At 46.0% G+C, this 24,279-nt stretch carries 21 protein-coding genes, 1 tRNA gene and 1 pseudogene; 11 read left to right on the top strand and 12 right to left on the bottom strand.

Annotation, left to right across the window (positions count from 1 at the left end; genetic code table 11):
- Nucleotides 1-170: 170 nt before the first annotated feature.
- The 3 genes and pseudogenes from QUA16_RS36985 to QUA16_RS20155 form a co-directional block, all read left to right on the top strand.
- Nucleotides 171-236: pseudogene (locus tag QUA16_RS36985) on the top strand (hypothetical protein); the annotation flags it as partial.
- 75 nt (nucleotides 237-311) lie between these two features.
- Entirely contained in the window at nucleotides 312-899 is a 588-nt protein-coding gene (locus tag QUA16_RS20160; RefSeq protein ID WP_333101918.1) for a hypothetical protein, read from the top strand.
- 340 nt (nucleotides 900-1,239) lie between these two features.
- A complete protein-coding gene (locus tag QUA16_RS20155; RefSeq protein ID WP_333101917.1) occupies nucleotides 1,240-1,632 on the top strand; it encodes a DUF423 domain-containing protein in 393 nt (130 codons plus the stop codon).
- Nucleotides 1,633-1,727: 95 nt separating this feature from the next.
- On the opposite strand, the gene QUA16_RS20150 is transcribed toward QUA16_RS20155, so the two are convergent.
- Together QUA16_RS20150 and QUA16_RS20145 are read right to left on the bottom strand one after the other, a co-directional pair.
- Nucleotides 1,728-2,822, bottom strand: coding sequence for a hypothetical protein (locus QUA16_RS20150; RefSeq protein ID WP_333101916.1), 1,095 nt, complete (start codon nucleotides 2,820-2,822; stop codon nucleotides 1,728-1,730).
- 459 nt (nucleotides 2,823-3,281) lie between these two features.
- Nucleotides 3,282-3,467 (bottom strand): hypothetical protein, encoded by a 186-nt coding sequence (locus QUA16_RS20145; RefSeq protein WP_333101915.1) that lies wholly within the window; start codon nucleotides 3,465-3,467, stop codon nucleotides 3,282-3,284.
- A 416-nt stretch (nucleotides 3,468-3,883) separates the two neighbouring features.
- On the opposite strand from QUA16_RS20145, the gene QUA16_RS20140 reads away from it, so the two are divergent.
- Together QUA16_RS20140 and QUA16_RS20135 are read left to right on the top strand one after the other, a co-directional pair.
- Nucleotides 3,884-5,317, top strand: a complete 1,434-nt coding sequence (locus QUA16_RS20140; protein WP_333101914.1) for a phosphoglucomutase/phosphomannomutase family protein — start codon at nucleotides 3,884-3,886, stop codon at nucleotides 5,315-5,317.
- 452 nt (nucleotides 5,318-5,769) lie between these two features.
- The gene (locus tag QUA16_RS20135; RefSeq protein ID WP_333101913.1) at nucleotides 5,770-6,045 is read left to right on the top strand and encodes a LapA family protein; all 276 of its coding nucleotides are present in this window, start codon (nucleotides 5,770-5,772) and stop codon (nucleotides 6,043-6,045) included.
- Nucleotides 6,046-6,059: 14 nt separating this feature from the next.
- Here the strand turns inward: QUA16_RS20135 and QUA16_RS20130 are convergent, their stop codons facing one another.
- From QUA16_RS20130 to QUA16_RS20115, 4 genes are all read right to left on the bottom strand, one after another.
- Nucleotides 6,060-7,019 carry a hypothetical protein gene (locus QUA16_RS20130; RefSeq protein WP_333101911.1) on the bottom strand — a complete coding sequence of 320 codons (960 nt, stop codon included), beginning with the start codon at nucleotides 7,017-7,019 and terminating at the stop codon, nucleotides 6,060-6,062.
- Nucleotides 7,020-7,171: 152 nt separating this feature from the next.
- A complete protein-coding gene (locus QUA16_RS20125) occupies nucleotides 7,172-8,224 on the bottom strand; it encodes a hypothetical protein (protein ID WP_333101910.1) in 1,053 nt (350 codons plus the stop codon).
- A 551-nt stretch (nucleotides 8,225-8,775) separates the two neighbouring features.
- Entirely contained in the window at nucleotides 8,776-9,450 is a 675-nt protein-coding gene (locus QUA16_RS20120) for an Npun_F0813 family protein (RefSeq protein ID WP_333101909.1), read from the bottom strand.
- Between the two features lie 1,198 nt (nucleotides 9,451-10,648).
- Complete coding sequence (locus QUA16_RS20115) at nucleotides 10,649-10,828, bottom strand: hypothetical protein (protein ID WP_333101908.1); 180 nt, start codon at nucleotides 10,826-10,828, stop codon at nucleotides 10,649-10,651.
- Nucleotides 10,829-10,894: 66 nt separating this feature from the next.
- On the opposite strand from QUA16_RS20115, the gene QUA16_RS20110 reads away from it, so the two are divergent.
- A tRNA-Arg gene (locus tag QUA16_RS20110) sits at nucleotides 10,895-10,968 on the top strand.
- 172 nt (nucleotides 10,969-11,140) lie between these two features.
- Here QUA16_RS20110 and QUA16_RS20105 read toward each other — a convergent pair.
- Nucleotides 11,141-11,368: a hypothetical protein gene (locus QUA16_RS20105; protein ID WP_333101906.1), complete on the bottom strand. Its 228-nt coding sequence runs from the start codon at nucleotides 11,366-11,368 to the stop codon at nucleotides 11,141-11,143.
- A gap of 273 nt (nucleotides 11,369-11,641) precedes the next feature.
- Between QUA16_RS20105 and QUA16_RS20100 the strand changes: the two genes are divergently transcribed.
- The 4 genes from QUA16_RS20100 to QUA16_RS20085 all read left to right on the top strand — a co-directional run bounded on the left by QUA16_RS20100 (nucleotide 11,642) and on the right by QUA16_RS20085 (nucleotide 15,861).
- Nucleotides 11,642-13,168 (top strand): site-2 protease family protein, encoded by a 1,527-nt coding sequence (locus tag QUA16_RS20100; protein ID WP_445252182.1) that lies wholly within the window; start codon nucleotides 11,642-11,644, stop codon nucleotides 13,166-13,168.
- A 240-nt stretch (nucleotides 13,169-13,408) separates the two neighbouring features.
- Nucleotides 13,409-14,359, top strand: coding sequence for a hypothetical protein (locus QUA16_RS20095; RefSeq protein ID WP_333101902.1), 951 nt, complete (start codon nucleotides 13,409-13,411; stop codon nucleotides 14,357-14,359).
- A 532-nt stretch (nucleotides 14,360-14,891) separates the two neighbouring features.
- The gene (locus tag QUA16_RS20090; RefSeq protein WP_333101901.1) at nucleotides 14,892-15,674 is read left to right on the top strand and encodes a hypothetical protein; all 783 of its coding nucleotides are present in this window, start codon (nucleotides 14,892-14,894) and stop codon (nucleotides 15,672-15,674) included.
- Nucleotides 15,675-15,690: 16 nt separating this feature from the next.
- Nucleotides 15,691-15,861 carry a hypothetical protein gene (locus QUA16_RS20085; RefSeq protein WP_333101900.1) on the top strand — a complete coding sequence of 57 codons (171 nt, stop codon included), beginning with the start codon at nucleotides 15,691-15,693 and terminating at the stop codon, nucleotides 15,859-15,861.
- A 28-nt stretch (nucleotides 15,862-15,889) separates the two neighbouring features.
- On the opposite strand, the gene QUA16_RS20080 is transcribed toward QUA16_RS20085, so the two are convergent.
- The 3 genes from QUA16_RS20080 to glpX all read right to left on the bottom strand — a co-directional run bounded on the left by QUA16_RS20080 (nucleotide 15,890) and on the right by glpX (nucleotide 21,732).
- Nucleotides 15,890-18,895 (bottom strand): UPF0182 family protein, encoded by a 3,006-nt coding sequence (locus tag QUA16_RS20080; protein ID WP_333101899.1) that lies wholly within the window; start codon nucleotides 18,893-18,895, stop codon nucleotides 15,890-15,892.
- A 361-nt stretch (nucleotides 18,896-19,256) separates the two neighbouring features.
- Entirely contained in the window at nucleotides 19,257-20,549 is a 1,293-nt protein-coding gene (locus QUA16_RS20075) for a glutamyl-tRNA reductase (protein WP_333101898.1), read from the bottom strand.
- A 145-nt stretch (nucleotides 20,550-20,694) separates the two neighbouring features.
- The gene (gene glpX, locus QUA16_RS20070; protein WP_333101897.1) at nucleotides 20,695-21,732 is read right to left on the bottom strand and encodes a class II fructose-bisphosphatase; all 1,038 of its coding nucleotides are present in this window, start codon (nucleotides 21,730-21,732) and stop codon (nucleotides 20,695-20,697) included.
- A gap of 498 nt (nucleotides 21,733-22,230) precedes the next feature.
- On the opposite strand from glpX, the gene QUA16_RS20065 reads away from it, so the two are divergent.
- Nucleotides 22,231-22,848 (top strand): CP12 domain-containing protein, encoded by a 618-nt coding sequence (locus QUA16_RS20065; RefSeq protein ID WP_333101896.1) that lies wholly within the window; start codon nucleotides 22,231-22,233, stop codon nucleotides 22,846-22,848.
- A gap of 128 nt (nucleotides 22,849-22,976) precedes the next feature.
- Here the strand turns inward: QUA16_RS20065 and QUA16_RS20060 are convergent, their stop codons facing one another.
- Nucleotides 22,977-23,363 (bottom strand): VOC family protein, encoded by a 387-nt coding sequence (locus tag QUA16_RS20060; RefSeq protein ID WP_333101895.1) that lies wholly within the window; start codon nucleotides 23,361-23,363, stop codon nucleotides 22,977-22,979.
- A gap of 149 nt (nucleotides 23,364-23,512) precedes the next feature.
- A complete protein-coding gene (locus QUA16_RS20055) occupies nucleotides 23,513-24,184 on the bottom strand; it encodes an SOS response-associated peptidase (RefSeq protein ID WP_333101894.1) in 672 nt (223 codons plus the stop codon).
- Nucleotides 24,185-24,279: the final 95 nt, after the last annotated feature.

Raw genomic sequence — 24,279 nt, 5'->3', positions numbered from 1 at the left:
TCATCTTTATTTGACGATTTTACTAGCTTTTTCATTTTAACTCTTTTTTGACACATTCGCAAAAGTGAGATGCACCCTTTCCCGCTAATTTCAGTTTAGTAGAAGCTAACGGTAAGAATGCCTTAGTTTTAAATGGAGTAGAAACTGATGGTTTAGTTGGCACTGCTGTCAGCGGTGGGGGAGATATTAACGGCGATGGAATTGATGATATAATTGTTGGCGCACCTGGCAGTTTATTTCAAGATTCTCCCGGCAATAGTTATGCCATTTTTGGTAGCCGAGGTTTCGGTTTTGCTAACCCAAATAATGGCTTGCAAGGCACGGTTCAAGATGATATTATCAACGGAACCGCAGGAGATGATAGCATTTCTGGTCAACAAGGAAATGATAAAATCTTTGGCAATTCAGGTCAAGATGTGTTATCTGGCAATCTCAATGATGACTACTTAGATGGTGAGAAAGGACAAGATATTCTCATCGGTGGAGATGGCAATGATAGCCTTTTTGGTGGACTTGGTAATGACGTGCTTAAAGGCGACAATGGTAACGATATTATCACCGGAGTTGACATCAATGCTATTAACCCCGGAATTGAGGAAATTGACACCTTAACTGGCGGAGGTGGTAGCGATATTTTTGTCTTGGGAGATGTCAATAACACTTACTACGATAACGGCGATCTCGACTACGCGCTGATTACTGACTTTAATGCCAGTGAAGATAGTATTCAATTGAATGGGAAAGCCGATGATTATCTGTTAGTTCCTTTCTCGCAAGCTAACCAAACTGGTACGGCAATTTACCGCAAGGCGGCTCAAAATGAATTAATTAGCATTCTCCAAGGAGGTGCAAATTTGAGCTTAAGTGGTAATTATTTCAAATTTGTAGGGGCGGGTTAACCGATAGATTCTGCTACCCACAGATAATCTTGATAAACCCGCCCCCACCCCACCAATAACCCCAATTGACTATCCCCGCTTAACCTTTAAATTCAATTAATTTTTGATTTCTGGGTTGGGTGGGGGCGGGTTTTTATAATTTGTTGATGGGTGTCAAATATCTAGGCGAACCCGCCCCTACAGGCCTGTACAATATTAGGATTATTTTGTAGGGGCGGGTTAACCGATCGATTATGCCACCCACAGATAATCTTGATAAACCCGCCCCCACCAACCAATAACCCGATCGACAATCCCCACCCAACCGTAAAATTAAATATAATTAAATTATCATTAAATTATGTCATCACTAATCCTAATTCGCATTTTCATAGCAACCGCAGCCGTATTCGGAGGTTTATCCGTTGCAGGCGGTGCTTTCGCCTCCCACGCTTTGAAAAATCAATTGACCGATCGAGCTTTAACCATTTTTGAGACCGGCGCCCGATATCAAATGTACCATGCCCTGGCTCTATTACTCGTCGCTTTACTCTTGAGCCGCGCCCAAGAGTCTCAAACTTTTTTTGCAGTGGCTGGATGGGCTTTTATTGCCGGCACTCTCATCTTTTCAGGCAGTTTGTACGCCCTGAGTTTGAGCGACATTAAATGGCTGGGTGCAATTACGCCACTGGGAGGAGTTGCTTTTATTGTCGGTTGGGGATGTTTGGCAGTGGCAGCTTTTAGTTTTAAATAGAGATTGGCAATTCCCAATGCCAAATCCCTCGGCGATAGTTCCGCTTTTTGACCCCATGCCCTATGCCCTATGCCCTTTGCCCTTTGCCCAATTCCCTAATTATCAAACACATCGCTGGAAAACATCTCAGTCAAAGTACGCAAGTAAGGTATAAATACCGTTAAATCTTCAGCAGAAAGCCGCTCACATATTTCCCAAAATAAAATCAGCAGCATATCCTGCACTAACTCCCAACTTACATGAAGTTTGGGGTACAACATCACGCAAATTGGAAACAATTCTTGCTGTACCGGGCGAATACTACCTTCCAAAACGCACCAGCACAAATAGCTTTGAAAAATCTCGACATCCCGGATACCAGAAATTTTTATCTCCCGATCGCTCAAATAGCCACTGCTGCTGCGGTATCCTTGATGCTGGGCACTAGCTCGATCGTACACTGCACTAGCAATCTGAGTCGTCTGCTGCAACAAATGCTGAACGGCTAATAGAGCTCTTGAATTCGGGGGCTGATTCGCCGCAGCCTCGTTAATCTCTCCGTAGGGAATGTGCAGGTAGTCGTCTACAACTTTTAAGTAGGGCGCAAATTCCGCTCTCTCTGACTCCGAAAGACATCCTAACAAGATTTTGCTAGTGTATTGAAACTGCATTGTCACAAATCCCAGCACTAACGGATCTGTCTCTGAGTATTTTCGCCTCACTTTGATAATATCTTTTCCCACCAGCACTGACAAGCGGAAAACAGGTTCTCTATCCGCATAAGCGTCTATTGCTTTGCGATATAATGTGCGAGAATCCGCGACAATTTCTAAAGAATTAATTAAACTTGGATCGATCGCGTGCCGCTCTATTTGTTTCCCTAAAAGAGCTTCTACTCTACTCCAAGCTATCTCGCTGGCTAATTTCAGGGTATCTGTCAATTTGTCAACTATTGGGGCTCTATTTCCCTCAAAATTAGTTAAATCGAGGCTGGGGAGAATTTGGCGTTGCCCTTGGTTCTCTCGTGTCGCAACTGTACTGTAATATTTTTTGGCCCAGCTAACTGCGAAGGAAGAAACGCTGACACTTTTAGCTTTTGGGAGTTGCTCAGTGTCGGGTCCGGTAATACCTTGGGACGCCTGAATTGCGCCCTGTTGAAGTTGGTCGGCTGCTGGTAAAGATTTTGAAGATATGTGTGAAATACCCGTCATGATAAACCTCGTTTTTTTATTAACTCGCACTCGAACGATTCCCCTAATTTTTAACGTTGTTAACTACAATTTTCTGGATTTGTACGCTGACAGTCATCAGCCATTACGCTTAAAGCTATAAGCCATTTCGCTCGACTGCCTGCATCTTTTATAAGTTGCACGTTAATAACGTTATTTATTGTGCGATCGATCACCATCACCCTGTGATCGCGATCCTAATTTATTTTTTTGACCTATAAAGAGGACGAGCAATAAATTTAATCTGTCTTAAAATCTGATAATTAAAGTCAAATCTGCCTCAACAAAACTGCTGCTTGAAATACTTTATCTTTGTTTTGGAGCGCTTTTGTCGATCGCCCTAATTTCTTAATGAAGCTAGGCGACAGCACGATCTAGGGGTGACTTTAGTTAATTTATTTCTATAGCTGAATTAGAAATGTATTTTGAGTCGGGCGAGTGTTAGTAAACCCTAACAAATTTAACACTCGGCTTTTCTAAATAAAAAATTAAATTTGAGATGAGAATCAGATTTATGTGCATTTCGTTAAGGCCATTGCCAGGGTCGTTTTTTGCGATCGGTTTTTTAGCTTCCCCGTGAAGCGAAGCTATCCCGTAGGGAATCGCCCGCAATTGATCGTCGTCCATTCGATCGGCAAACGACCCTTCAAAACCGGAATTAGCGCCTGACTAGCCCCATCCCTCCCACATTTTGCCCACTCTGACTTGTTCGAGTCCTCTGCCGGAGGCGGATGCCTGTCCCTACAACGATAGGATTAGGCTGATGCGGGCCCCAGGCAGGGCTGTTTCATTCTCTTGTAGGGGCAGCAAAGAGTGGCTGCCCCAATCTCTGAAACACGAACAAATCGTGGATGGGGAGGGTAGGCATTCTTGGCACTACAAGAGTCAAAATCATCGTTTTCCGTAGGGGCAATCCCACGCCCGGTTGCCCCGAAACAGCCCTGGGGCCCCACGGGCGATCGATCCTCACAAACAGCACGGTCAGTATGTCTTTAAGGCTATGCCTTCGGGTAGGATTAGTAGGACGAGAGGAAGTGGATAAAATGAGCGCTAGCAGCAATTCAACAGAAATTAAGTTCGGAACCGATGGGTGGCGGGGACTGATTGCCCATGACTTTACTTTTGCCAACGTGCGAAAAGTCACCCGTGCGATCGCCAGTTACCTAGAAACCGCTTACACCAAAGACCGCCCAGTTCTAGTCTCCTACGATACCCGCTTTCTGGCAGACGAGTTCGCCCGCACCTCGGCGGAAGTATTGGCAGATTTGGGATGGACGGTGAAAGTGGTCGATCGAGATTGCCCCACACCAGTCATCGCCTACAGCGCCAAGCATCTCAACTCGGCAGGAGCCCTGATGTTCACTGCTTCGCACAATCCCGCACCTTACTGCGGCATCAAATACATCCCCGACTACGCGGGCCCGGCAACCCCAGAAATTACCGATACAATTGTGGCAAATATTGCTGGTGCTTCTGATGCCCCAGCCAAAGGCAGTCACAACGATAAAATCTCCAGTTTTGACCCGAAACCCGAATATCTGAAGTTTCTTTATACTTTGATCGATGTGGAGCGGATTCGCTCTGCTAAGTTGAAGGTGAAGTACGACGCCCTCTACTCGACTTCTCGCGGCTATCTCGACGGGGTTTTGGAACACTGCGGCTGTGATGTCGAAAGTTTTCACACCTACCGCGACGTGCTATTTGGTGGCGGAATGCCGGAGCCCAAGGGCGAACAGTTAGTCGAGTTGGTGGAAGCTGTTAAGAAGGATTCGGCGGATTTGGGTTTGGCTACCGATGGCGACAGCGATCGCTTTGGTATTGTTGACGAGTTGGGAAATGTCTTGACTCCCAATACTGTACTGTTGCTGCTGGCGCGTCACTTGGTTAAGAATAAAGGCTTGACTGGGGCGATCGTCCGTACAGTCGCAACTACCCACTTGCTGGACAATTTGGCCGCCAAGTACGGTTTAACAATCTACGAAACCGCAGTCGGTTTTAAATACATCGGCGAAAAAATGCGGGAAACTGCGGTGCTCATCGGTGGCGAAGAATCTGGCGGTTTGAGCGTTTTGGGTCACATTCCTGAAAAAGACGGGATTTTGGCTGATATGCTAGTTGCTGAGGCGATCGCCTATGAAGGCAAACCCCTTTCTCAGCTAGTCGAAGAAGCCATTAAAGAAGCCGACGGCCCCCTGTACAACAAACGTTTGGACTTGCACCTAGAAGAAGCCCACAAAGCAGCGGTTTTGGAATCTTTTACCAAGAATCCCCCCACAGAAATAGCAGGTATCGGCGTTAAGGAAATCGGCCGCAAAGACGGAATTAAACTTTATCTTGAAGACGGTGGCTGGGTACTGCTGCGGCCTTCGGGAACCGAACCCTTGATGCGCGTTTACATGGAAACCAATTCTGTGGAAAAAGAAGCCAAAGTTGCGGAATACATGGAAAAGGTAATTTCCCAGTTAGAACCTGTTTAAATTTCTACCTATTCCAACGGGGGTTTTTCCCCTACGGCGTGAGATTGTAAGGTGCGTACTCTGCACCTTACTTATTTTTGATAAATCTTGCCCATCCTCTGAACATTAATCATTGATACTGCTGGGCAATTTATATATAGCCTTTCTCACTAACATGAGATGCTCATTGGGCATTGGGCATTGGACTCGCCCCATACCTCACCACGCTTGAGAACCGCGATATTGGCAAGACAATTGGATTTGTTTAAGTTTGGGATTTGTAAATTTATTTTTGTTTAATTTTTAATTTTTAATTAAACAATTCCTAAATTTTTTCCGCATCTACTTGACTTTTCTCCTAATGTTATTGTATATTAATAAATAATCGGATGGTTGCAAAAATAATATTTTGACACAGATTTAGATTATGAAAAAATTATATCAGTTAAATTATTAGTCTGTCAACCCCTTTTATGAAAACAATTCCTCTGCTCGCCATTAGTTTTTTAGTAGCAATTTTAGCAAGCGCGATCGGCATTATCTCAGTGCAGAACGCCGCCCCAGTATCCTTAAACTTTATCTTTTTTCAATCGATACAAATGCCCGTAGGGGTAGTATTAGCAATGAGCCTGAGTGCAGGACTGATCGGAGGTGCGCTACTGCAACCGCTGTGGAACCTTTCAGATTCCCAAAACTCGCGTCCTAAATTTCAGGCCAATCCAGAAGAATCCGACACCGTACAATATTAAATAGATGTGAGGCATTAGAGGGAATATACCTGGCCGTCAATCAGCAGCCGAGTAATTCCCTTTGCTCGCAAATAAGGTGCTGCTTTTTGCAGCATACTGCTGTCAGGAATCTTGAAAACCCTTTGATTGCGAGTAGCAAACCGGCGGGCCACTCGGTGATTGTCAAATACTGCTAGGGTTTTCTCGCGAATTTCCGCCGCCGGAATTTGACCCAGTTCGCCAAAAGCTTTTAGAGGTCTGGTGATTAACTCTGCCGCTCGATCGACCACCAAATAACAAATTTTGGGCAGAGATGCTTCGCTTAAAGGCAAAACTTCAATCAGCCCTGTACCCCGAAGCTCGTTAGCGAAGCCCTCGAAGATGATCGAATCGCCCGACGATAGTGAACCCAAGAGACTGCCTTCAAATAGAGAGTCTTCATCCTCTAAATCTTCGTCGAAGTCGTCATCTAAATCGTCTTCATCCTCATCCTCGTCATCTTCCTCGAAATCGCTAAAATCTTCACCTGCCAGCAACCCTTCTGCTGGCAGCATTGCCTTTAGTTCATCAGTCACAACAGCGCGGTGGCTTCGATCGGCAAGATTGGCTGCTTGGGCATCTGGCACCTCAGAAACATCCAATTCTGCAACTGGTTCAGAACGCTTTCGGATCGTCGGCCTCGAATTTGAGGCTGACGGCAGGGCAGGGACTGACTCAGACAGGGGGACACCTACAGGGTTGATTTCGCCATCTGCCGACGGATCAGTAGTCCTGTCTGTCCGTTCAGAAACACTGGTGCGATCGGACAAACGCTTTTGTTTTTGCTGCACTAGAAATTCATATTCCGGCTCCGACAAAGCCCCCTGAATGATGCGCCTCACAGTCGAACTGCTCACTCCGTAGCGCTTTGCCAGAGTGATAGTATTCTCGTTTGACTGTCGGTACAGCCTGATGAGTTCGCTTTTGTCTGAATCGGAGAGTTTTGTAGGCGTCATGCCAAGTTTTCCAGCAAAAAGACGTGAAAAGACGCAGGCTAGCTCAGCGAACTGTGATTTTTCATTTTCGATTTCAAGCTCACAGATGCCGACAAGGGCAAAACAGCTTTCGCGTCCCCATCGCTTGCCACAGCAACTTGAATCTCAAATCGCTAGGCTGCGCGACGACTGCGCCTGCTCTGGCGAGAACGGGTTGAGATGTCATGTTCCAAGATAGCTCCAATTCCGAACAGGATGGCGCTGAAAACAAAAAAGACTTCCAGCAAACTGCCGCTTTGATAACTACCCTCAGCCTGAGTATCGCGCCATTTAAAGTACATATCTGCGATGTACAGCGAAAAAGTTGCAGCCGCAATCATTCTCCAAGATTGGGAAAAACGTCCTCCCCAAAACGCCAGCAGCAATGCAGTAGCAATAATCAGCAGAAAAACGTCCCCGACGATGTAAAACAAATTGATTGCATTTTTGTGAGGCGCCAGTTGCTTGTCTAGTGCCCTCACCCATGCCGGAGCATTGATTTCTGCTTCTTCTTCGGGTGCTGATGCAGCATCAGTCGCGGCTGCTTTTGCCTGTATTTTGGACGAATTGTCCAAAGCAGGCGCTTTTCCTGTAGCAGTGGTTGCTGGTTCAGATTCTGTCACTACTTCTTGAGGGGCTGCCGGAGCCATTCCTAGCTGGGCCCTCCAAGAGTCAGGTGCAGCAACCCAAATAGCTACAGCAATCCCCAAGGCTGCAATTCCCGCTAACAAACCCCACTGCCAAATTTCTAGATTCAGCCGCTTGGAAGTCACAGCTACAACCATGCCCCCGATCAGGACCACATAGCTGCCCAGATAAAACGCATCTGCGGGAGACACGTCCGGGTCTAACCCGAAATAGAGTTCCCAAATCCCGAACAGCACGCCACCTATGAAATAAAACAGCATCCCCAGACCTATGCCCAGCCAGACGTTGCGCCCACTGACCATGTGGGGGCTTTGCCAGTTTCTAAAACAGACTAAAGCCGCTCCGAAGTATGCTCCGCATTCAAAAATATAAGTGCCGATCGAGTACCACAGAGGTAAACCCTCTTCTGCTGAGAGGGGGACGCTGAACAGCAAAAAGAACAGCAGCGCCATGACAGCCCAGACAATGCCCGCAATCACTAGGGTCTGAGCTGACAGTAAAGATGAAGATGTAGATGACTTTTCTGAAGTGCTACTCATAGGGATTCCACGAGACCTAACTAGCGGTTGAACGCACCCCATCTCAATCTTTGATTGGAGATGAGGATTCTTTCGCCAAAGAACCTTTGTCTGACGCTCCCGGAATAACTGGCGTCCTCAGCGTGTCGTTGGGACTTTTGCCCCCGTACACTCTAGAAAGACTAAGCAAGAATATTATCTATTAACTAATTCAATAAATTAGTCGTTAGTCGATCTTGTACCCGGAAATATAATGATAGAAATACGGTATATGTCTCCACCCTTAAGGTTTTTACAGTACCAAATCTATCTCTGAAATTATACCCTCAAAGGTTGAGGTATCTGTTTTTTGGCTTTCACACTTCCCCACTCCTATCAATAATGATGGGGGTGGGGACTGCGAGCGAAACAGAGTTAAATTGCCAGACCATAGGTGGCATCCAAACCGAATAAACACTTTGGATGGTCAATACAAGTTGGCCATCCAACCTGTATATCGCGTACCCCCTACAGTGCAATTATCTAAGCTCCCTTATCTGGACCCAATTGTCTGAGCAATTGTCCAAGATTTTCTATCCTGCGATCCACAACTTGTTGAGGGCTGATTGTTTCAGCCAATCTAGAAACTGAGTCCGATCCGGTGCTGGCATATCTTGCAGCACATCGCTCACTCCCTCCGCGAAGTCCGTATTGCCAAAATATGATTTCCCCAAACGGTGGAGTTCTTGCAATAAGGTTTTGAGATGCTGCTCTTGCCAAGCAGGCACCTTGTGATTTTGCAAGGGACTAACGGTTAGCCAGTTTTTTATCGCATCAGGGGAGTCTGCCTGGGGGAAGTTTCCCTGCTGAAATACCTTGGCGATATCTTTCTGAAACGATGTGGCTTGCCTTGCGCCTAAGAGGTCTTCTACATCGAAGTAAACAGCTTGGAGGAGCAGCAGACAAGCCTGCGCGAACAGTGGTGCTTTGGCTGCTTCATTCCCTGCCGGTTCTTCACCGGCAAGCTGATCTAAACGGACTTTTCCCCAGACGCTATATCTATCCGGCTCTTCTAGCAGAACACAGGCTTTGCCTCGGTTGTCGGTTAAGTCCCGCCACAAGGCTCTGGCGTCTTCTGCTTGCTTGCCGTTGAAGGCGCTGATCAGGCGAAAAGTCTGCCCCTGATAATTGAGAATGGGAATTTGTTGATCCCGTTTTGGGTGTTGAAAATTGGTTATTTCAACATCCTGCCGTTTCAGAATAAACATGACACTGCGATTTGACTCCTGTCATGGCCGAGGTGCTGTGCTTTTGACACTCCCGATGCCTAAAGGCGAGGGGATTCTTGATTCAGCGAGTCCACTTAAATTAGCAGGATTGCTGATACTTTTAATCCAGACAATCTCCCACAACCTGAGAGAACCCGAATATAGCACACTCATCAGACAGGTCTGAGAGCATGGTGGTATCCCACAAAGCTTTAAGGAAAATCCCTAAAGCGCTACTCAAACTGGGTGTTTTCTAACCACAGTTGGGGCAGTGAAAAATTTTAGAGCCACCTAACTTTTATGGCTCTCACCGTATTTTGCACAAATTTTGGAGGTGTATTCTTCACTGGTTTTGACCAACCTCGAACCGCAAGGATTACAGAGATGCTCTCAAGCGAAAGCTTGAGAGAAGTGAGAGAAAGTCCAAGTCATCATTACTGATGGTTTTATGCAGGCTACTTCAGTCTACACCCATTGTCATGAGTATTACCTACAAGTCTAGGAAAATATCATCCTAGCAATTGCTCTCCCAGATAATTAAGCCTTTGTTTTCGGCACTGAGGTAATCATACCGCCCAGAATGTTAACCATTCAAGTTAAGTATGACTAATTTTAGTAAACTTTTTGGCTATGCAAGTCCAACTCCTCAAGCGTTCCGATAGTTTTTTGCTAACAAATGCTAACAAATATCTAAGCTGAGATTGTCTCTCAGCCTTGGCGTAAAATCTGTGCCCGAAGGAAAATCCCCCGCGCAGAATTTACGACTGCTGTACTGGTAACGCTTGATTTTCGCGCTCGTGCCGAACAGGCGATTGACTGTTTTGCTTTGATGCCGTAGAGGAAGCTTATATAGAGGCTCCGTACCATCAGGGATTTTCACCTGAGTCTTTCAATCCTAGTTCTACCACATTTTTATCAAATATCAAGTCGAGCAGAATGTTAGCCAACATAACTCAATATCAGCAAATTAGTCATTCTGGCTCAACTCATACCTCAAATCAGGGGACGATCTCTGGTTTTTCGGTAATGTGGTCAGCGTTTTAGGCTTTGCCACTACGGGATGTTAACATAACCAATAGACATCTGGGAAAAAGCACCTGTGACTCTTGTGCTGTCTGAGCTCCGTCTTAATTTGGGGAGAGATGCGCTCGACCAAATAGTTGGGTTTCAGCTCGACCTCTAAATACTTTACCCGAGTTCACGTCCTACCTAGTTTTGATTCTAAATTGACAATTGTGCTGTTGGCAGGTGAGTCCCTCCAGCTTTTGTCAGATACAGTCTTGGAGGCACAGGCACTCTCATCATCTTGGTTTTTTTCCCGAACGATCGCGCTGCACGCCATATTTTTGTAGATCAAAGCGGTTTCTGCGTAACTCATCAGACAATTTACTTGCTCGATCGCACACTCCACCGATACAATAATCTTGTTAGCGATTTTTGAGTTGGGTGCGTAACTCAGTTGGATAGAGTAGCTGCCTTCTAAGCAGCGAGCCGCAGGTTCAAGTCCTGCCGTACCCGTTAATAAAACCTAATAACATCAATGCTTTGAGCCGTTCTTTCCCGCAAAGGAGAGAGCGGCTCAAACCTTATTTGTTTCGCATTTGTTTCGCATTTTGTTTCGCACAACAAATGCGAAACAAATGCCTATCTGGGTCAGGTGGTATCCCGGCATCCTGTCGGCAGACACGGGTTAAGTCTCTGAGCCTAGTATTTCCAACAACGTCTCCACGTCCGCCAAGTCCGCCCTCGACTTTTTGCGCCGCGCTTTTAACTGATTGAGCAAGTCGGCCGGTTCTGGAAATTCTGCGACGGTCGGAGCCGAGTTTTTATTTTCGGCGTCTGGCATCCGAAACAAATCCTTAAAAAAGCCCCACCTGCCAAACCCGCGCCAATCTGCCTGCTTCTGGCCGATCGACACTGCTACCTTTCTGAGTATAGGTTGGCCACAGCCGATGTATTATCATAAAAAGTCTATTGTGTCAATAGCCTAGAGCCTGCGATGTTCAAACAGCACTAGCAGCAGGTTGTGGGCCGAGTAGCCCTCAGAGGTTATCCTTAGTAATCAGGCTAGTTTCCGATAGGTTTGGATATGTTCCCAACAACTCTATTTCATATTCCCCAAAATTTAATGCTATTACTCGACCGCAGCGCGATCGACCAATTAAAGCCCCTATTGGCGCAAGCAACCGGAATGCCTATAGTTGCATCGGAAAATACGGCAACAATTGCGCTCGTATTGGTTGCTCTGGGAATTCTGGGTTGGGGATTTTATCGCGCCAGACCTTTTGGCAAACTGGGAATTTTGGCTTGGTTGCAGTCTGTTGCGCTGATGAGTCCCTGGCTGCTGTTCTTTGGTTTGTTCGCCGCCGGAATTTACCTCAATCTCGTTGCGGTATTGTTGCTGCTAGTGGCATCCACGGGATTGTACATTTATCTGGGCCGGCAATTGCGTAAGGCTGCATCTGATACAGTGCTGCCGAGGCCGGATGCTGCTGAGGTAAAGTCCCAAAGCGATGCTTTCTCGGCCCCTGAGTCGCAGCGACCACCAGGCCCAGAAACCATTAAGATCGTCACCTCGTCGCCTGCGAATAATGAATCAGAAATAATTCCCGTTCCAGTGGAAGACCTCAAGGCAATTAAAGGCATCTTTGGAATTGATACTTTCTTTGCCACAGAAACGATTCCCTATCAAGATGGGGTAATTCTCAAAGGCAATCTCCGGGGAGACCCAGAACAAGTACACTCACGTTTGACGGCAAGTTTGGAAGAAAGATTAAACGATCGCTACCGCCTATTTTTAGTAGAAAATCAGGACGACAAGCCCGTAGTTATTATCTTGCCCAGCACCAACGACCCGCAGCCAACAACCGTGTCTCAAAAAATCCTAGCAGTCGTGCTGCTGCTGGCAACAATTGCTACTAGCTTAGAGACAGGCGGTTTGCTGCTAGGTTTCGATTTCTTTAACTCGCCGACTAGATATCTAGAAGTTTTGCCAATTGCAGCCGGAATTTGGGCGGTTTTAGGCTCTGGGGAAATTGCTCGCCGAGTGCTGGCAAATCGGTACAAGGTTGGCTTGAGTTGGCCGTTTTTTATACCAACTTTGCAGATAGGTTGTTTTGGAGCGATCGACCGTTTTGAGTCGCTGCTGCCCAACCGTAAAGTTTTGTTTGACATCGCTTTTGCCGGGTCAGCGGCTGGGGGAATAGTTTCTGTGCTAATGCTGGTAACGGGTTTGCTGCTGTCTCACCCCGGCAGTTTGTTTCAAATTCCCGCAGAATTTTTCAAGGGCTCGGTTTTGGTGGGAACTTTGGCAAAAGTGGTTTTGGGTTCGGCGTTGCAGCAGCAGATTGTTGACGTTCACCCGCTGGTAGTTATCGGTTGGTTGGGCTTGGTAATAACGGCGATTAATTTGATGCCGGCGGGACAGTTGGATGGGGGTAGAATCGTGCAAGCCATCTACGGTCGGAAAATAGCCAGTCGCACTACTTTGGCGACTTTTGTGGTGCTGGCGATCGTTTCTTTAGTTAATCCTTTGGCTCTGTATTGGGCGATCGTGATTCTGATTTTACAGCGGAATTTGGAGCGGCCGAGCCTCAACGAGCTGACTGAGCCTGACGACGCTCGCGCGGCTTTGGGTTTGCTAGCTTTGTTCTTGATGATTGCTGCCCTGTTGCCTTTGACTCCGGCTTTGGCTGGCCGTCTGGGAATCGGGAACTAGCAGTAGTCGGGCATCTTTGGTAATAGGCTCTTGGGTTGCGGTAAATTAGTGGAATCTAGGAATTGAGCGATCGAAGTGGGAACTGAAGGGCGATCGGGTTCCTAACTACTAATTTCCAATTAAGATCCCCGCCCTGGGCAATTTATCTATTACCAAAAGTTGATTTTTTTATAACCCAAAATTTGTTTAAACTTGATCGATTAAGTTTAAATAACTTATCTGAGCCTATAGGATAAAGTCATGGCTAATCAACTTCCTCCTGTATTGGTAACTTTTGATGCAGATGTTTTAATGACGGGCCGAACCCAAGTGTGGCAAGAATATTCCAAGGTGGGAACTTGCTATATCCCGGAAGTAGTGTACGACGAAATAGATCGTCTGACAGGGCAAGCGGTGGAAAAAGCTCAAGAGCAAGTAGCTAGAGAGTTTATGCGATTTTTTGCCGACAGTGGCTGGATTGCAACTGACGCTCAGGAAACACACCGAGCTCTGGAACCTTCGATCAAAAATCAAAGCAAGCCAGCAATGCTCGTGGTGGCGACGGCTCAGTGCGTTTACGGTTTGGCTCAGGAACACCCGGAGGCATTGGTGATTTTTGTGTCCAATAGCCAGCCTCTGCTGAAGCGGCTGGCTTCTGTAGGCGCTACGAATCTCTGCGGGATTACCGGGGCGATGCTGTTAAATTGGGCGAGGAAAGGGGAACGCCCGCCGGCGGCGACTCAGCAATTGCAAAGTTTGATGCGTACCCTCGCCGAGCGCAAATCGACTCAGCGCCCTAACAGCAGAATTCAGGATGCTGCTGTTGGCCAAACGGGGGCTTCTGCTAGCAAGTTAACGGGAACCCGCGGCGCTTCTGAGCTAAAGTCGCCCAGCAGTTTTACTAAAACTAATAAAACGGGTTTGACTCAGAAGCGCAGTGCGAGTTCGCGGCCCAAAACGCCGCCCCGCAATCGCGAGGAGTCGAGAGATTACGAGCCGGCTGTATATCGCATGAAACATATTACACCTCCGAAAAAAAGGGACAGCGGTTTTCTGTCTACTGTGTTCAATTTTTTGGGAGCGTTATTTTTCTTGACGGTAGCGGTAGGTATTTTGTGGCGAGTGTTCGATGTTAAGGGTTTTAGAAAGACTTTTGTGCCGGCTCTACCACAGCCTGTGCAACAATTTGTTAAGTCGATCGACCCTAAATAATCTGGTTTTCGGAAAATTATACCTTCTGAGCCGGCTGACTTGTGCCTTCGGTCATCGTTAATCTTGCACCTTGGGAAACTGGAATAGCACGCGTGGTTCACCACAAAATTGGGTTTGAAGCCCCGTCATAAGCTGGACGGCTTTAATTATAAAACTTTGTTAAAATATCTAATAAATTCTCAACTAAAGCTGAGAATTTAGACAGGCAAGTAAGAACAACCATCTACGTGTTGAAACGATTTCATAAGGTGAAACTCCTGGGTTGGATCGCTACTCGGCAATGCCGAGCCTGTCCAAACACGTAATAGTGATTCGTTGAGCGTACCTAACTGGATTATTGATGGAATCAGAAAGCAATCTAAAAACAAAAGTAAGCGCAACAGCAATACTTCTCGTGCCAGTAGTTGTTTCGAGCGTGTAGATGCGATTTGACAGCGCATTTAAGACTTAAGTCTTAAGAATCTCCGTGGCTTTAGCCAGGAGAGTGTCAAAAATTAGTTCCCTCCCCTCAATATAGCTAGCGGTAAGGTTCTTGTGGCGCACCCTAGGGTTAGAATTTCCGGCCTTAGTCCGCTGGGAATTTTCAACGGCTACTACCACAACAGAAGATGAACGCTTAACTGTAGTAAGCTCAAAATCCATCGCCATGCTGAACTGGAATCAAATAATTAGTGGATTAGCACTGGCTTTTGCGGGTTTTGCGTATGCTTTAGTATTTTTTCTTCTTCTTCCCTTCAGACAGTACGATTATGCAGCACCACTTGGGGCAATAGCAATGGCGATCGTCCTTACTATAGCAATGAATTGGCTACTATCTGCATCGTTGCTAACTGGGTGGAGTTGGGTGGCTGCATTATTTGGTTTTCAGGTAGCCCTCATGTTTTTTGGTAGCGTGTTTCTGGAAGATGGGCTGTACTTGCCAAATTTGTTGTTTTTTGGAACTATGATCGTAGGATATGTGAGCATTTATACCACTTTTTCACAACAAAAAACACTGCTAATTGTGGGTTTATGTACAGTATTTTTCCTAGCTTCAATGTACTTCTCTTTGATTGGCGGCTATGTGCTCAAAGGCAAAAACCCGTTTCAGGGTTCTTCTACCCAGATGCTGCCACTGTTGAATAAAAGGGTAGAAATTATCACGGACAATCCCAAACAATTGTATTTGAATGGCAAAACAGGCGAACTCACGCATATTGACCGTTATGAGGTGACAGTGAAACTAGATTCTGGAAGAGACGAGAGAGTGATGTGGCCCTATGTCGATGTTTGGTGGCAGGATATTAAGGCTGCTAGCGAACAGAAATCGCAGTAATTTATATCGATTCCGGTTGCACCGTCCGGGATGGTCAACAGTCAACAGCCAACAGTCAACAGTCAACAGTCAACAGTCAACAGCCAACAGTCAACAGTCAACAGTCAACAGTCAACAGCCAACAGTCAACAGCCAACAGCCAACAGCCAACAGCCAACAGCCAACAGTCAACAGTCAACAGCCATGATGAGTGCAACCCGAATTGATATCATTCACTATTTATTTAAAGCTGGTGCTGTTCCTTCTAGAGGTCGAATAATGGCCGGTTTATTAGTAGATTGTTGCTGAAAAAGTGCCTTGAGTGCCAAGTCAAGATTTTCTGCCATGACGATGCGGTTTTCGTAGGCAGCAATAACTCTGATTAAAGTTGGCAAACTATTGCGTTCGGCTTCTAAGTAAAGAGGTTCCACATACAGTAAAGATTGTTCTATGGGAATTACTAATAAGTTTCCTTGAAGTGCTTTGGAACCCTGGCGATTCCAGAGAGAGATTTGTTCGGAAATAACTGGATCTTGGTTAATTAAAGCTTCTATTTGTTCCGGGCCGTAAACTAATCGCTGTTTGGGGAATAAATACAGCAGCAATTTTCCGTACTCGCTACCATCCGATCGCCCTGCAATCCAAGCAATTAAATTGTTACGACTTACTGGTGTAAATGGGAGCAGCAAAATAAATTCTTCGGCTTTTTCAGTTGGCAGCTTCATAATCAAATAATACGGTGCTACGGCCTGCTGTTCGGTGCCATAAATTTCATTGGGAACTCGCCACAAATCCTCCCGATTGTAAAATACTTGCGGGTCTTCCATATGATAAGTTAGCAAGCGTTCTGATTGAATGCTCAACAAATCTACTGGATATCTGATATGTTTGCGGAGAGCTGGAGGCATTTTCTCAAGGGGTTTGAAGAGTCCGGGAAAAATAGCCATCCAACTGTTAATAATCGGATCGGAGGGATTGGCAACGTAGAAGTCAACAGACCCGTTGTAGGCATCAATCACTACTTTAACGGAGTTGCGGATGTAGTTAAACTCATGATTTCCGGGGTCAGAATACGGATAGCGATCGCTCGCTGTATAGGCATCGATAATCCAGTAAAGATAGTTAGGAGATTTATCAGTGTCCGAGGGTGAAGGTTTAATCTCGGTGCCATTTTCATCTTTTTCTTTTTCGATATCATCATTGCTAAGATTGGCGTTGGCTACTACTAAATACGGGTCGGAATCGTAGTGCAAAAAAGGAGCGATCGCCCGGACTCTTTTATTAATATTTCGACGGTACAGCAATTTAGTTTCTGGCGTAAAATTGCGAGTCAGTGCCATTTGCCAATTTTTGAGATAATTAGCAAACACCCAGCGCCGCCACATAGAACCGATGGCAATTCCGCCCCTACCGCTGTAAGTATTGTAAACATTGTCTTCGCCGCTGGGATAGTCGAATTCTTTGACTTTTGTGGGCGCCATCGTGTCTGTATCGGTTATTTCGCCGTAGTAAATTCGCGGGTAGCCGATCGGAATACTGGCCCGAATTCGATCGCTAGTGACTTCCAAAGCAGTCTCTCCTTTCTGGGCTGCAACTCCAATATCTTTGACAAAATAATCGGGTAAACCGCCGACACCGACTGTATTTACCGGAGAAAGAGTAAAGCCGTAACCGTGAGTGTAAACCAGGTGTTTGTTCACCCAAGTTTGAGCTTCGGGGGCAACTGCCGTGTAATCTAATTCCCGCGCTGCCAGAAACACTTGTTGGCTTTCAGAATCTCCCTTTTTTGCTTTTTCATTGGTGATTGTGTAGCGCTCTATATCGGCATCAGGAAAGGTATAATAGGGTCTGATTTGCTGTAACTGTCGGTTGGTTTGCAGCAGCGGCAGCTTGTCCCACAGCCGGATGTTGCTAATAGTAAGTTGATTTTTTTCTAAGTCGGCATAAGTAAGTTTTCCGGCGGGATCGAAAGTTTTTATTTCTATATTTTTGAGGTCAAAGGCTTCTTGAGTAAAGGCAATACTGCGCTGAATGTAGGGTTTTTCTTGTGCTAATTCGTTGGGTTTAACTAGGAGTTGCTGCACAATTATTGGCAGCAGCCAAGTTCCCAAAAAACTTAAAGTTAGCCACGCTACAATAATCTTTTTTATGAGTTCATGTTTAATGTTGAATCGGTAAACCTGGCACAGCATTAAAAGTGCGATCGCCCCCGCCAAAATACTCAAAAATCCATACCAGGGCAGCCGCACCGTCACGTCAGTATAATTCGCCCCGTAAGTAACGTCTCCTCGCGAATACAGCAATGCGTAGCGCCCCAACCAGTAGCGGAATGCAACGGCTAGCATGGAAGCTGCACCCAACCCGTACAAGTGCCGCTGCTGCGATCGAGAAAACCCCAAAAATCTCCCTTGACTCAGGCTATTTCCTGACAGCAAATATGTTAAAGCACAAGATACTAAACTGTACAAAAATACAACTGTCAGCCACAAGCCTAGCAATTCTAAGATTGGCAAAATAAATACATAAAAGCTAATATTTTGATTAAAAAGAGGGTCGGTTGTGTTAAAATTAGTAGGGTTAAAATATTGCAAAACATTGGTCCAGCGACTGGTGGCAATAAGTCCGATCGCCAAACTGAGAAAAAGAGCGATCGCCTGCAGCCAAAAATCCGGCTTAATTGCCACAGCTAAAATTGTCCCCAGCAGCAAGCCCAACTGCCACCAGTGAGAAAATAGCTGCACCGCCCCATGCTGGATTGACTCAATTCCCAACTGCACGGGCGGTGCAGGTAAATTGCCAGCTATACCGAAATAGGCGATACTGCTTGCAGCTAACAGCCCGCAGTGAATTACTATAAAAGTTGCGATCGAACTCAATCCGAATACCGTCAACAGCAGCCAGGAAAAGGTTATTTGGGATTTAGCAAGAGGTAATTCGTAATTTTTCCCAGTTTTGTTCGCCCTAAGTGAAGCGAATAGCGGCCCCGCAACCGGCGATTTCATTTCCTCTACGGGATGTTGTAGGCGGCGGGCTAAAGCCAAATTTCCGAGCAAAAAGACAGAAGAAACAGCAATTGCGATCGTCCCCAGCAACCCTTGAGTTTTCAGCTTTAACAGAAAAACCTGAAGATATCCAACTTCCTGAAACCAGAGAATTTCTGCCGCAATGCGGGAGGCAAACTCAACAACCAGCCCTAGCCCCGCAATCAGTAGGATTATTTGATAAATTCGCCTATTAGTCATTAGTTATTAGTCATTAGTTATTCGTCATTAGTTATTGGTTGAATGATAACTGATATCAGGTTCGAGCAATTTACCCTCCCGAATGATGCTTTGGCCGCAAGGGTTGAAGGCATTTTTATTCATGGTAATTGACCGGACATAATATGATATCATGTCAGATCGAGCGCCCATAATACATAGGGGCGGGTTTGTGAGATTGTCCATTTTTGGCAAATATTATTGTTGAACCCGCCCCTACAGGAATCAGGGTAATCCACCGGACATGATATGACTCCTGCTTTCGGGTCAACGGCTAACTGCTTTGCTGTCAACTGACTAATGACTAATGACTAATGACTAATGACTAATGACTAATGACAAACTAGCTGTACTGCTGATTGACATCCACATCCAAATTAAACAGTGTTTGCAAAGTTTGCATCGCTTGCCGCCGCGCCTCAATATCCTGCTGAGCGCGTAATTGTACCATCGGATCGTGCAAAATCTTATTCACAATCCCCCTTGTTAAAGATTCAATCACATCTTGATGTTTCTCCGAAAATTCCGAACCAAGACGCGATAAAGCTTTTTCTAACTCTTGTTCCCGAATCAATTCTATCTTATCCCGCAAACAGCTAATAGTCGGAACCGTTTCCAGACTGCGCCACCAGAGATCGAAAGCCTCTACTTCCTGTTCCAGCAAGCCCTGAGCTTCCATTGCCATTTTGCGGCGGCTTTCGTGGTTTTGAGCTACCACTGCTTTCAAGTCGTCCACATTAAACGATCGCACATTAGCGAGTTCGTTCGCATCTGAGTCAATGTTGCGCGGCACAGAAATATCCACCAACATCAAAGGGCGGTTCCGGTCTAAAACCGCTTCCAATTTAGCTTTATTTAACAGTGGATCGGTAGCTGCCGTACTGGTAAAAACCAAGTCAGAACTGGCAATTACCTGCATCATTTCCGAGAGCTGATACAGGTGCAATTGAGCATCTTTAAACTGACCTGCCAACTCCAGGGCGCCCCGCACAGAGCGGTTAACGATCGAAATATGGCTAGCTCCTTTGGAGAGCAAATGCTGCACCAAAAGCCGCGACATTTTGCCAGCACCGATAATTGCAATTTTGCTGCTTGCTAAATGCTGACCCTTCATTTGAGCCAATTCTGCCGCCGCCGAACTAATCGAAACTGCACCGGTACCGATGCTAGTTTCCGTGCGAACTCGCTTCCCTGCTGTGAGAGCTTGCTTGAACAAGCGCTCTAAAATTCTGCCTACACCTTTGTACTGCTGGGCGAGTTTGTGAGTTTGTTTCACCTGAGCCAAAATTTGTCCTTCTCCGAGAACCAAACTGTCGAGGCCAGAAGCCACTCGCATCAAGTGCATCACCGCATCTTCGTGCAGCAAAATAAACAGGTGAGGGCGCAAAGACTGTAAAGGAACTTTACTGCATTCGGAAAGGAACTGAATAACCTCTCGCACACCCGGTTCCGACTCGCTGGTAACAATATAAATCTCTAAGCGGTTGCATGTGCTGAGGATGGCAACCTCTTGAATGTGCGGGTAGCCACGCAATTGGGCGATCGCGGCTTCAACTTTCTGTTCTGGAATGCTCAGTTTTTCGCGAACTTCTACCGGCGCTGTTTTGTGGCTGAGACCTATGACTGCAATATTCATATCTGTGATTTGTCACTATTTCTTTCTTAGTTGTTAACAGTCACCTGTTATTAGTTCTTAGTTTATCGCTAATTGCTAATCACCGGTGACTGTTAACAGTTAACTGTTAATTGTTAACATTTAACTGTTAACCACTAACTAATCACTAATTCAATTGCAGAGATTTCGGCTGGTCAAACATATGGATTGTATCCACAAACCGAGCAGTTTTCGACTGAGAAGAAATTACCAAACTTTCAGTGCGAGCGCCGCCGCCAAAGAAGCGCACTCCATCCATCAGCGTTCCGGGAGTAATCCCGCAAGCTGCAAACAGAACTGTTTCTCCCGATGCCAACTCTTCAGCATTGTAAATCTTGTCTGGGTCTGTGATGCCCATGTCTTTAAGTCGAGCGATATTGCTCTCTTTGCTTTCACCGATCAAACCAGTTTTTACAACAGCCGGATCGTAAATTAACTGCCCTTGGAAGTGACCGCCCAAGCAGCGCATTGCTGCTGCGGAAATCACACCTTCGGGTGCAGCGCCAATACCCATAAGTGCGTGGATGTTGGAACCAGAAAACGCGCAAGAAATTGCTGCCGAAACGTCGCCGTCGCTGATCAGCCGAACTCTTGCACCCGCTTGCCGAATTTCATTAATTAAATCTTTGTGTCGGGGGCGATCCATGACCACCACCACCAAATCTTCAACACCGCGGCCGAGACAATCAGAGATAATTTTGAGGTTTTGAGTCGGCGTTTTGCGAATATCTACATGATTCTTAGCAGCCGCCGGAGCAGCCAATTTGTTCATGTAGAAATCCGGTGCCGCAAACAAACCACCTTTTTCAGAAATTGCCAAAACTGCCATCGAACCGTTTTGACCGTAAGCCACCAGGTTAGTACCTTCGCAGGGGTCAACAGCGATGTCAATTTCGATCAATTCATCTAGGTTGCAGACATCTTTGGCATCTTCGCGGGTACAAATACCTACTTGTTCCCCGATGTAAAGCATCGGTGCGTCATCGCGCTCGCCTTCGCCGATCACGATGCGGCCCCGCATATGAATTTTGTTCATGCGCTCCCGCATGGCTTCTACAGCCACTCTGTCGGCTTCATCTTTCTCGCCTTTGCCCATCAAGCGAGCGGAAGCGATGGCTGCCTGCTCAACTACTTCGATGATCTCTAAACCGATTACATTGTCCACGAACTAGATCCTCCCAACTGCTGATGCGTGCCTTGTGCTATTTTGCACTCCCAGCCATCAAGTTTATCAGAGCTGGGGATCTGTGCGAGCGCAAGCAGTTGGTTAGTTTGTGTTAACTTTTGCTTCTTTCAGACTGGGGCTGGAAAATCTGAGTCCAACAAGCTCAAAGATCGATCGCCCCAATACTTCACTCTTGCTTGGAGGATCGCACGCTAGCCCCGTCTGAGCCAGGGCTAAATCGCGGACTCCAGGGCTTCCGGGGGAGCGAGGGGCTGTTTCAGGCAACTTATCATTCCGAGTGCCGTTAAAGGTTTTATGATTAGTTTGCGATGCACGATTTCTCAGAAACCTGGTTGCTAACCCGGAATTTATCGTTACTAAACCCAAAATTTTGGTAGAAACCGGGTTTGTGAGGGTAAGTCCTAATGATGATCGCAAATCAAATGGACAGGCCCAAATCGGGACGCAGTAGACTTTATAAGCGGGAAGCAATAAACAATGATGATGAAAGCCCAAGACATTATGACCACAGATGTTGTTACCATTCGCGGTTCAGCAACGGTAGCTGAAGCGGTGGCGATGATGAACGATTTGTGTTTGCGCGCGTTGATTGTGGAACGCCGCCACGAACAAGATGCCTACGGCATTGTGACCGAAACGGATATTGTCTATAAAGTAGCAGCCTACGGAGTAGACCCGAAAAAAGTCCGCGTCTTCGAGATTATGACCAAACCGTGCATCACGGTGAATCCCGACTTGGGCGTGGAATATGTGGCTAGGTTGTTCGCGAATACCCGCATCCGCCGGGCGCCGGTGATTAAGGACGAGCTAGTGGGCATTATTTCGGTCACGGATATATTGACAAAAAGCGATTTTCTTGAGAAGCCGAAGAGTGTTTTATTTGAGGAACAAATCGAACAGGCGATCGCGGATGCCAGAAATATCTGTGCCGAAAAAGGCGCTACCTCTAGAGAGTGTGCGGTAGCGTGGGATATTGTAGAGGAAATGCAGGCTGAGGCTTCTCACCAGCGATCGATGAAGCTTGAAAAAACGGCTTTTGACGAGTATTGCGAGGAAAATCCCGAGGCTGCTGAAGCGCGGATGTACGATAGCTAATTTAGTTATTAGTCATTAGTCATTAGTCATTGGTTATTAGTTATCAACTCTTATTTAGGAATTGATAACTAATAGCTAACAAACGGAAATAGCTTTTTTTTCTGCGAACCTCACGAAAAATAAAAATTTTAAGTGTTTGGTTGAGTCATACAAAACACGTTCAGCTTGTTCCCATCAAGATCCCGAAAATATCCCGCATAAAACCCCGGCAACACGCCTCTTGGTCCTGCTGGACCTTCATCCTGAGCCCCAAGTTCGATCGCTTTGTTATAAACTAAGTTGACTTTTTCTGGACTGTCAACTTGAAGAGCTATCATTACTCCATTGCCAACAGTTGCTGTGTTACCATCAAAGGGTTTTGTAATAGCAAGTGCTGGTCGATCTGGAGAAACACCCCATGCGATAAATCCGTCGAATTCCATGAATCGTCCAGCGCCAATTTCAGCAAGCAAAGCATCATAAAACTTGGCTGCACTTTCAATATCGTTGGTACCCAGTGTAACGTATCCGATCATATTTTTTGTCTTCTAACTGATGTTAAGATGAAAAAAATGTTTGAGAAATAACAACTGAGTTAAACTGCGATTTAGAAAACCTAAGCTACAACTCAAACATCATTTTACATGATAACTCAAACTCTCGCGGTTTTGTCCGCTGCAATGATTTATTGCCGATCGCTAATACATTCGGGAGTGTCTCTACTTGGACTGTTGACGATCGCACTTACGGCCTTTGCTTTCATCGCTTCGGAAGCATAGGGCTTTAACAAGGGCAAAACTTCCTGAGCATTTTTAACAGAAGGATCTAGCCACTGTTCCCAATCGCTGTCGGGGAGAATCACAGGCATTCGATCGTGCATCGGCTGCACTGTTTCGTTAGCAGCAGTAGTAATTATACTGCAAGATACAATGTTTTCTTTTTCAGGAGATTCCCAATTTTCCCACAAACCGGCAAAAGCAAAAGGTTCGCCATCTGCCTTTTGAAAATAGTAAGGCTGTTTGTTCTTTCCCTGCTGCTGCCATTCGTAGAAACCGTCAGCGACTATCAAACATCGCCTGTGCTTGATGGCGCTGCGAAAAGCAGGTTTTTCGGCTACAGTTTCCGATCGCGCATTAATCATGCGAGTGCCTATTTTCATGTCTTTTGCCCAACTTGGAATCAAACCCCAGCGCATAAATTGGAACTGTCGCTGCATTTTTTCGGGTTCAACTGTTACTGTGGCAACTGATTGAGTTGGGGCTATATTGTATCGCGGTTTGATGTCGGGAACTTCCGACAGTTTGAAGAATTCGGCGATGATTTGACCTGAAGTAGTTAAAGTGAATCTTCCGCACATAATTTTATAGTTGTATTAACAAAAAGGTAGATTGGGATTTACCGTTGGGCGGGGCGGGTTTTGGAGATTATTGGTGTTAGGCAATGATTGTTGGT

The organism is Microcoleus sp. S13_C3 (assembly GCF_036700905.1).
Classification (GTDB): domain Bacteria; phylum Cyanobacteriota; class Cyanobacteriia; order Cyanobacteriales; family Microcoleaceae; genus Microcoleus.
The sequence above is the reverse complement of the archived record's forward strand: the minus strand, read 5'-3'. Positions and strand labels throughout refer to the sequence as shown.

Coding starts and splice junctions, on each gene's coding strand:
- QUA16_RS20075 (WP_333101898.1), bottom strand. CDS start 20,549: ATGAATATTGCAGTCATAGGTCTCAGCCACAAAACAGCGCCGGTAGAA.
- QUA16_RS20145 (WP_333101915.1), bottom strand. CDS start 3,467: ATGGACGACGATCAATTGCGGGCGATTCCCTACGGGATAGCTTCGCTT.
- QUA16_RS20095 (WP_333101902.1), top strand. CDS start 13,409: ATGGCTAATCAACTTCCTCCTGTATTGGTAACTTTTGATGCAGATGTT.
- QUA16_RS20055 (WP_333101894.1), bottom strand. CDS start 24,184: ATGTGCGGAAGATTCACTTTAACTACTTCAGGTCAAATCATCGCCGAA.
- QUA16_RS20060 (WP_333101895.1), bottom strand. CDS start 23,363: ATGATCGGATACGTTACACTGGGTACCAACGATATTGAAAGTGCAGCC.
- QUA16_RS20120 (WP_333101909.1), bottom strand. CDS start 9,450: ATGTTTATTCTGAAACGGCAGGATGTTGAAATAACCAATTTTCAACAC.
- QUA16_RS20150 (WP_333101916.1), bottom strand. CDS start 2,822: ATGACGGGTATTTCACACATATCTTCAAAATCTTTACCAGCAGCCGAC.
- QUA16_RS20135 (WP_333101913.1), top strand. CDS start 5,770: ATGAAAACAATTCCTCTGCTCGCCATTAGTTTTTTAGTAGCAATTTTA.
- QUA16_RS20100 (WP_445252182.1), top strand. CDS start 11,642: ATGCCTATAGTTGCATCGGAAAATACGGCAACAATTGCGCTCGTATTG.
- QUA16_RS20155 (WP_333101917.1), top strand. CDS start 1,240: ATGTCATCACTAATCCTAATTCGCATTTTCATAGCAACCGCAGCCGTA.
- QUA16_RS20080 (WP_333101899.1), bottom strand. CDS start 18,895: ATGACTAATAGGCGAATTTATCAAATAATCCTACTGATTGCGGGGCTA.
- QUA16_RS20140 (WP_333101914.1), top strand. CDS start 3,884: ATGAGCGCTAGCAGCAATTCAACAGAAATTAAGTTCGGAACCGATGGG.
- QUA16_RS20130 (WP_333101911.1), bottom strand. CDS start 7,019: ATGACGCCTACAAAACTCTCCGATTCAGACAAAAGCGAACTCATCAGG.
- QUA16_RS20065 (WP_333101896.1), top strand. CDS start 22,231: ATGATGATGAAAGCCCAAGACATTATGACCACAGATGTTGTTACCATT.
- QUA16_RS20115 (WP_333101908.1), bottom strand. CDS start 10,828: ATGAGTTACGCAGAAACCGCTTTGATCTACAAAAATATGGCGTGCAGC.
- QUA16_RS20125 (WP_333101910.1), bottom strand. CDS start 8,224: ATGAGTAGCACTTCAGAAAAGTCATCTACATCTTCATCTTTACTGTCA.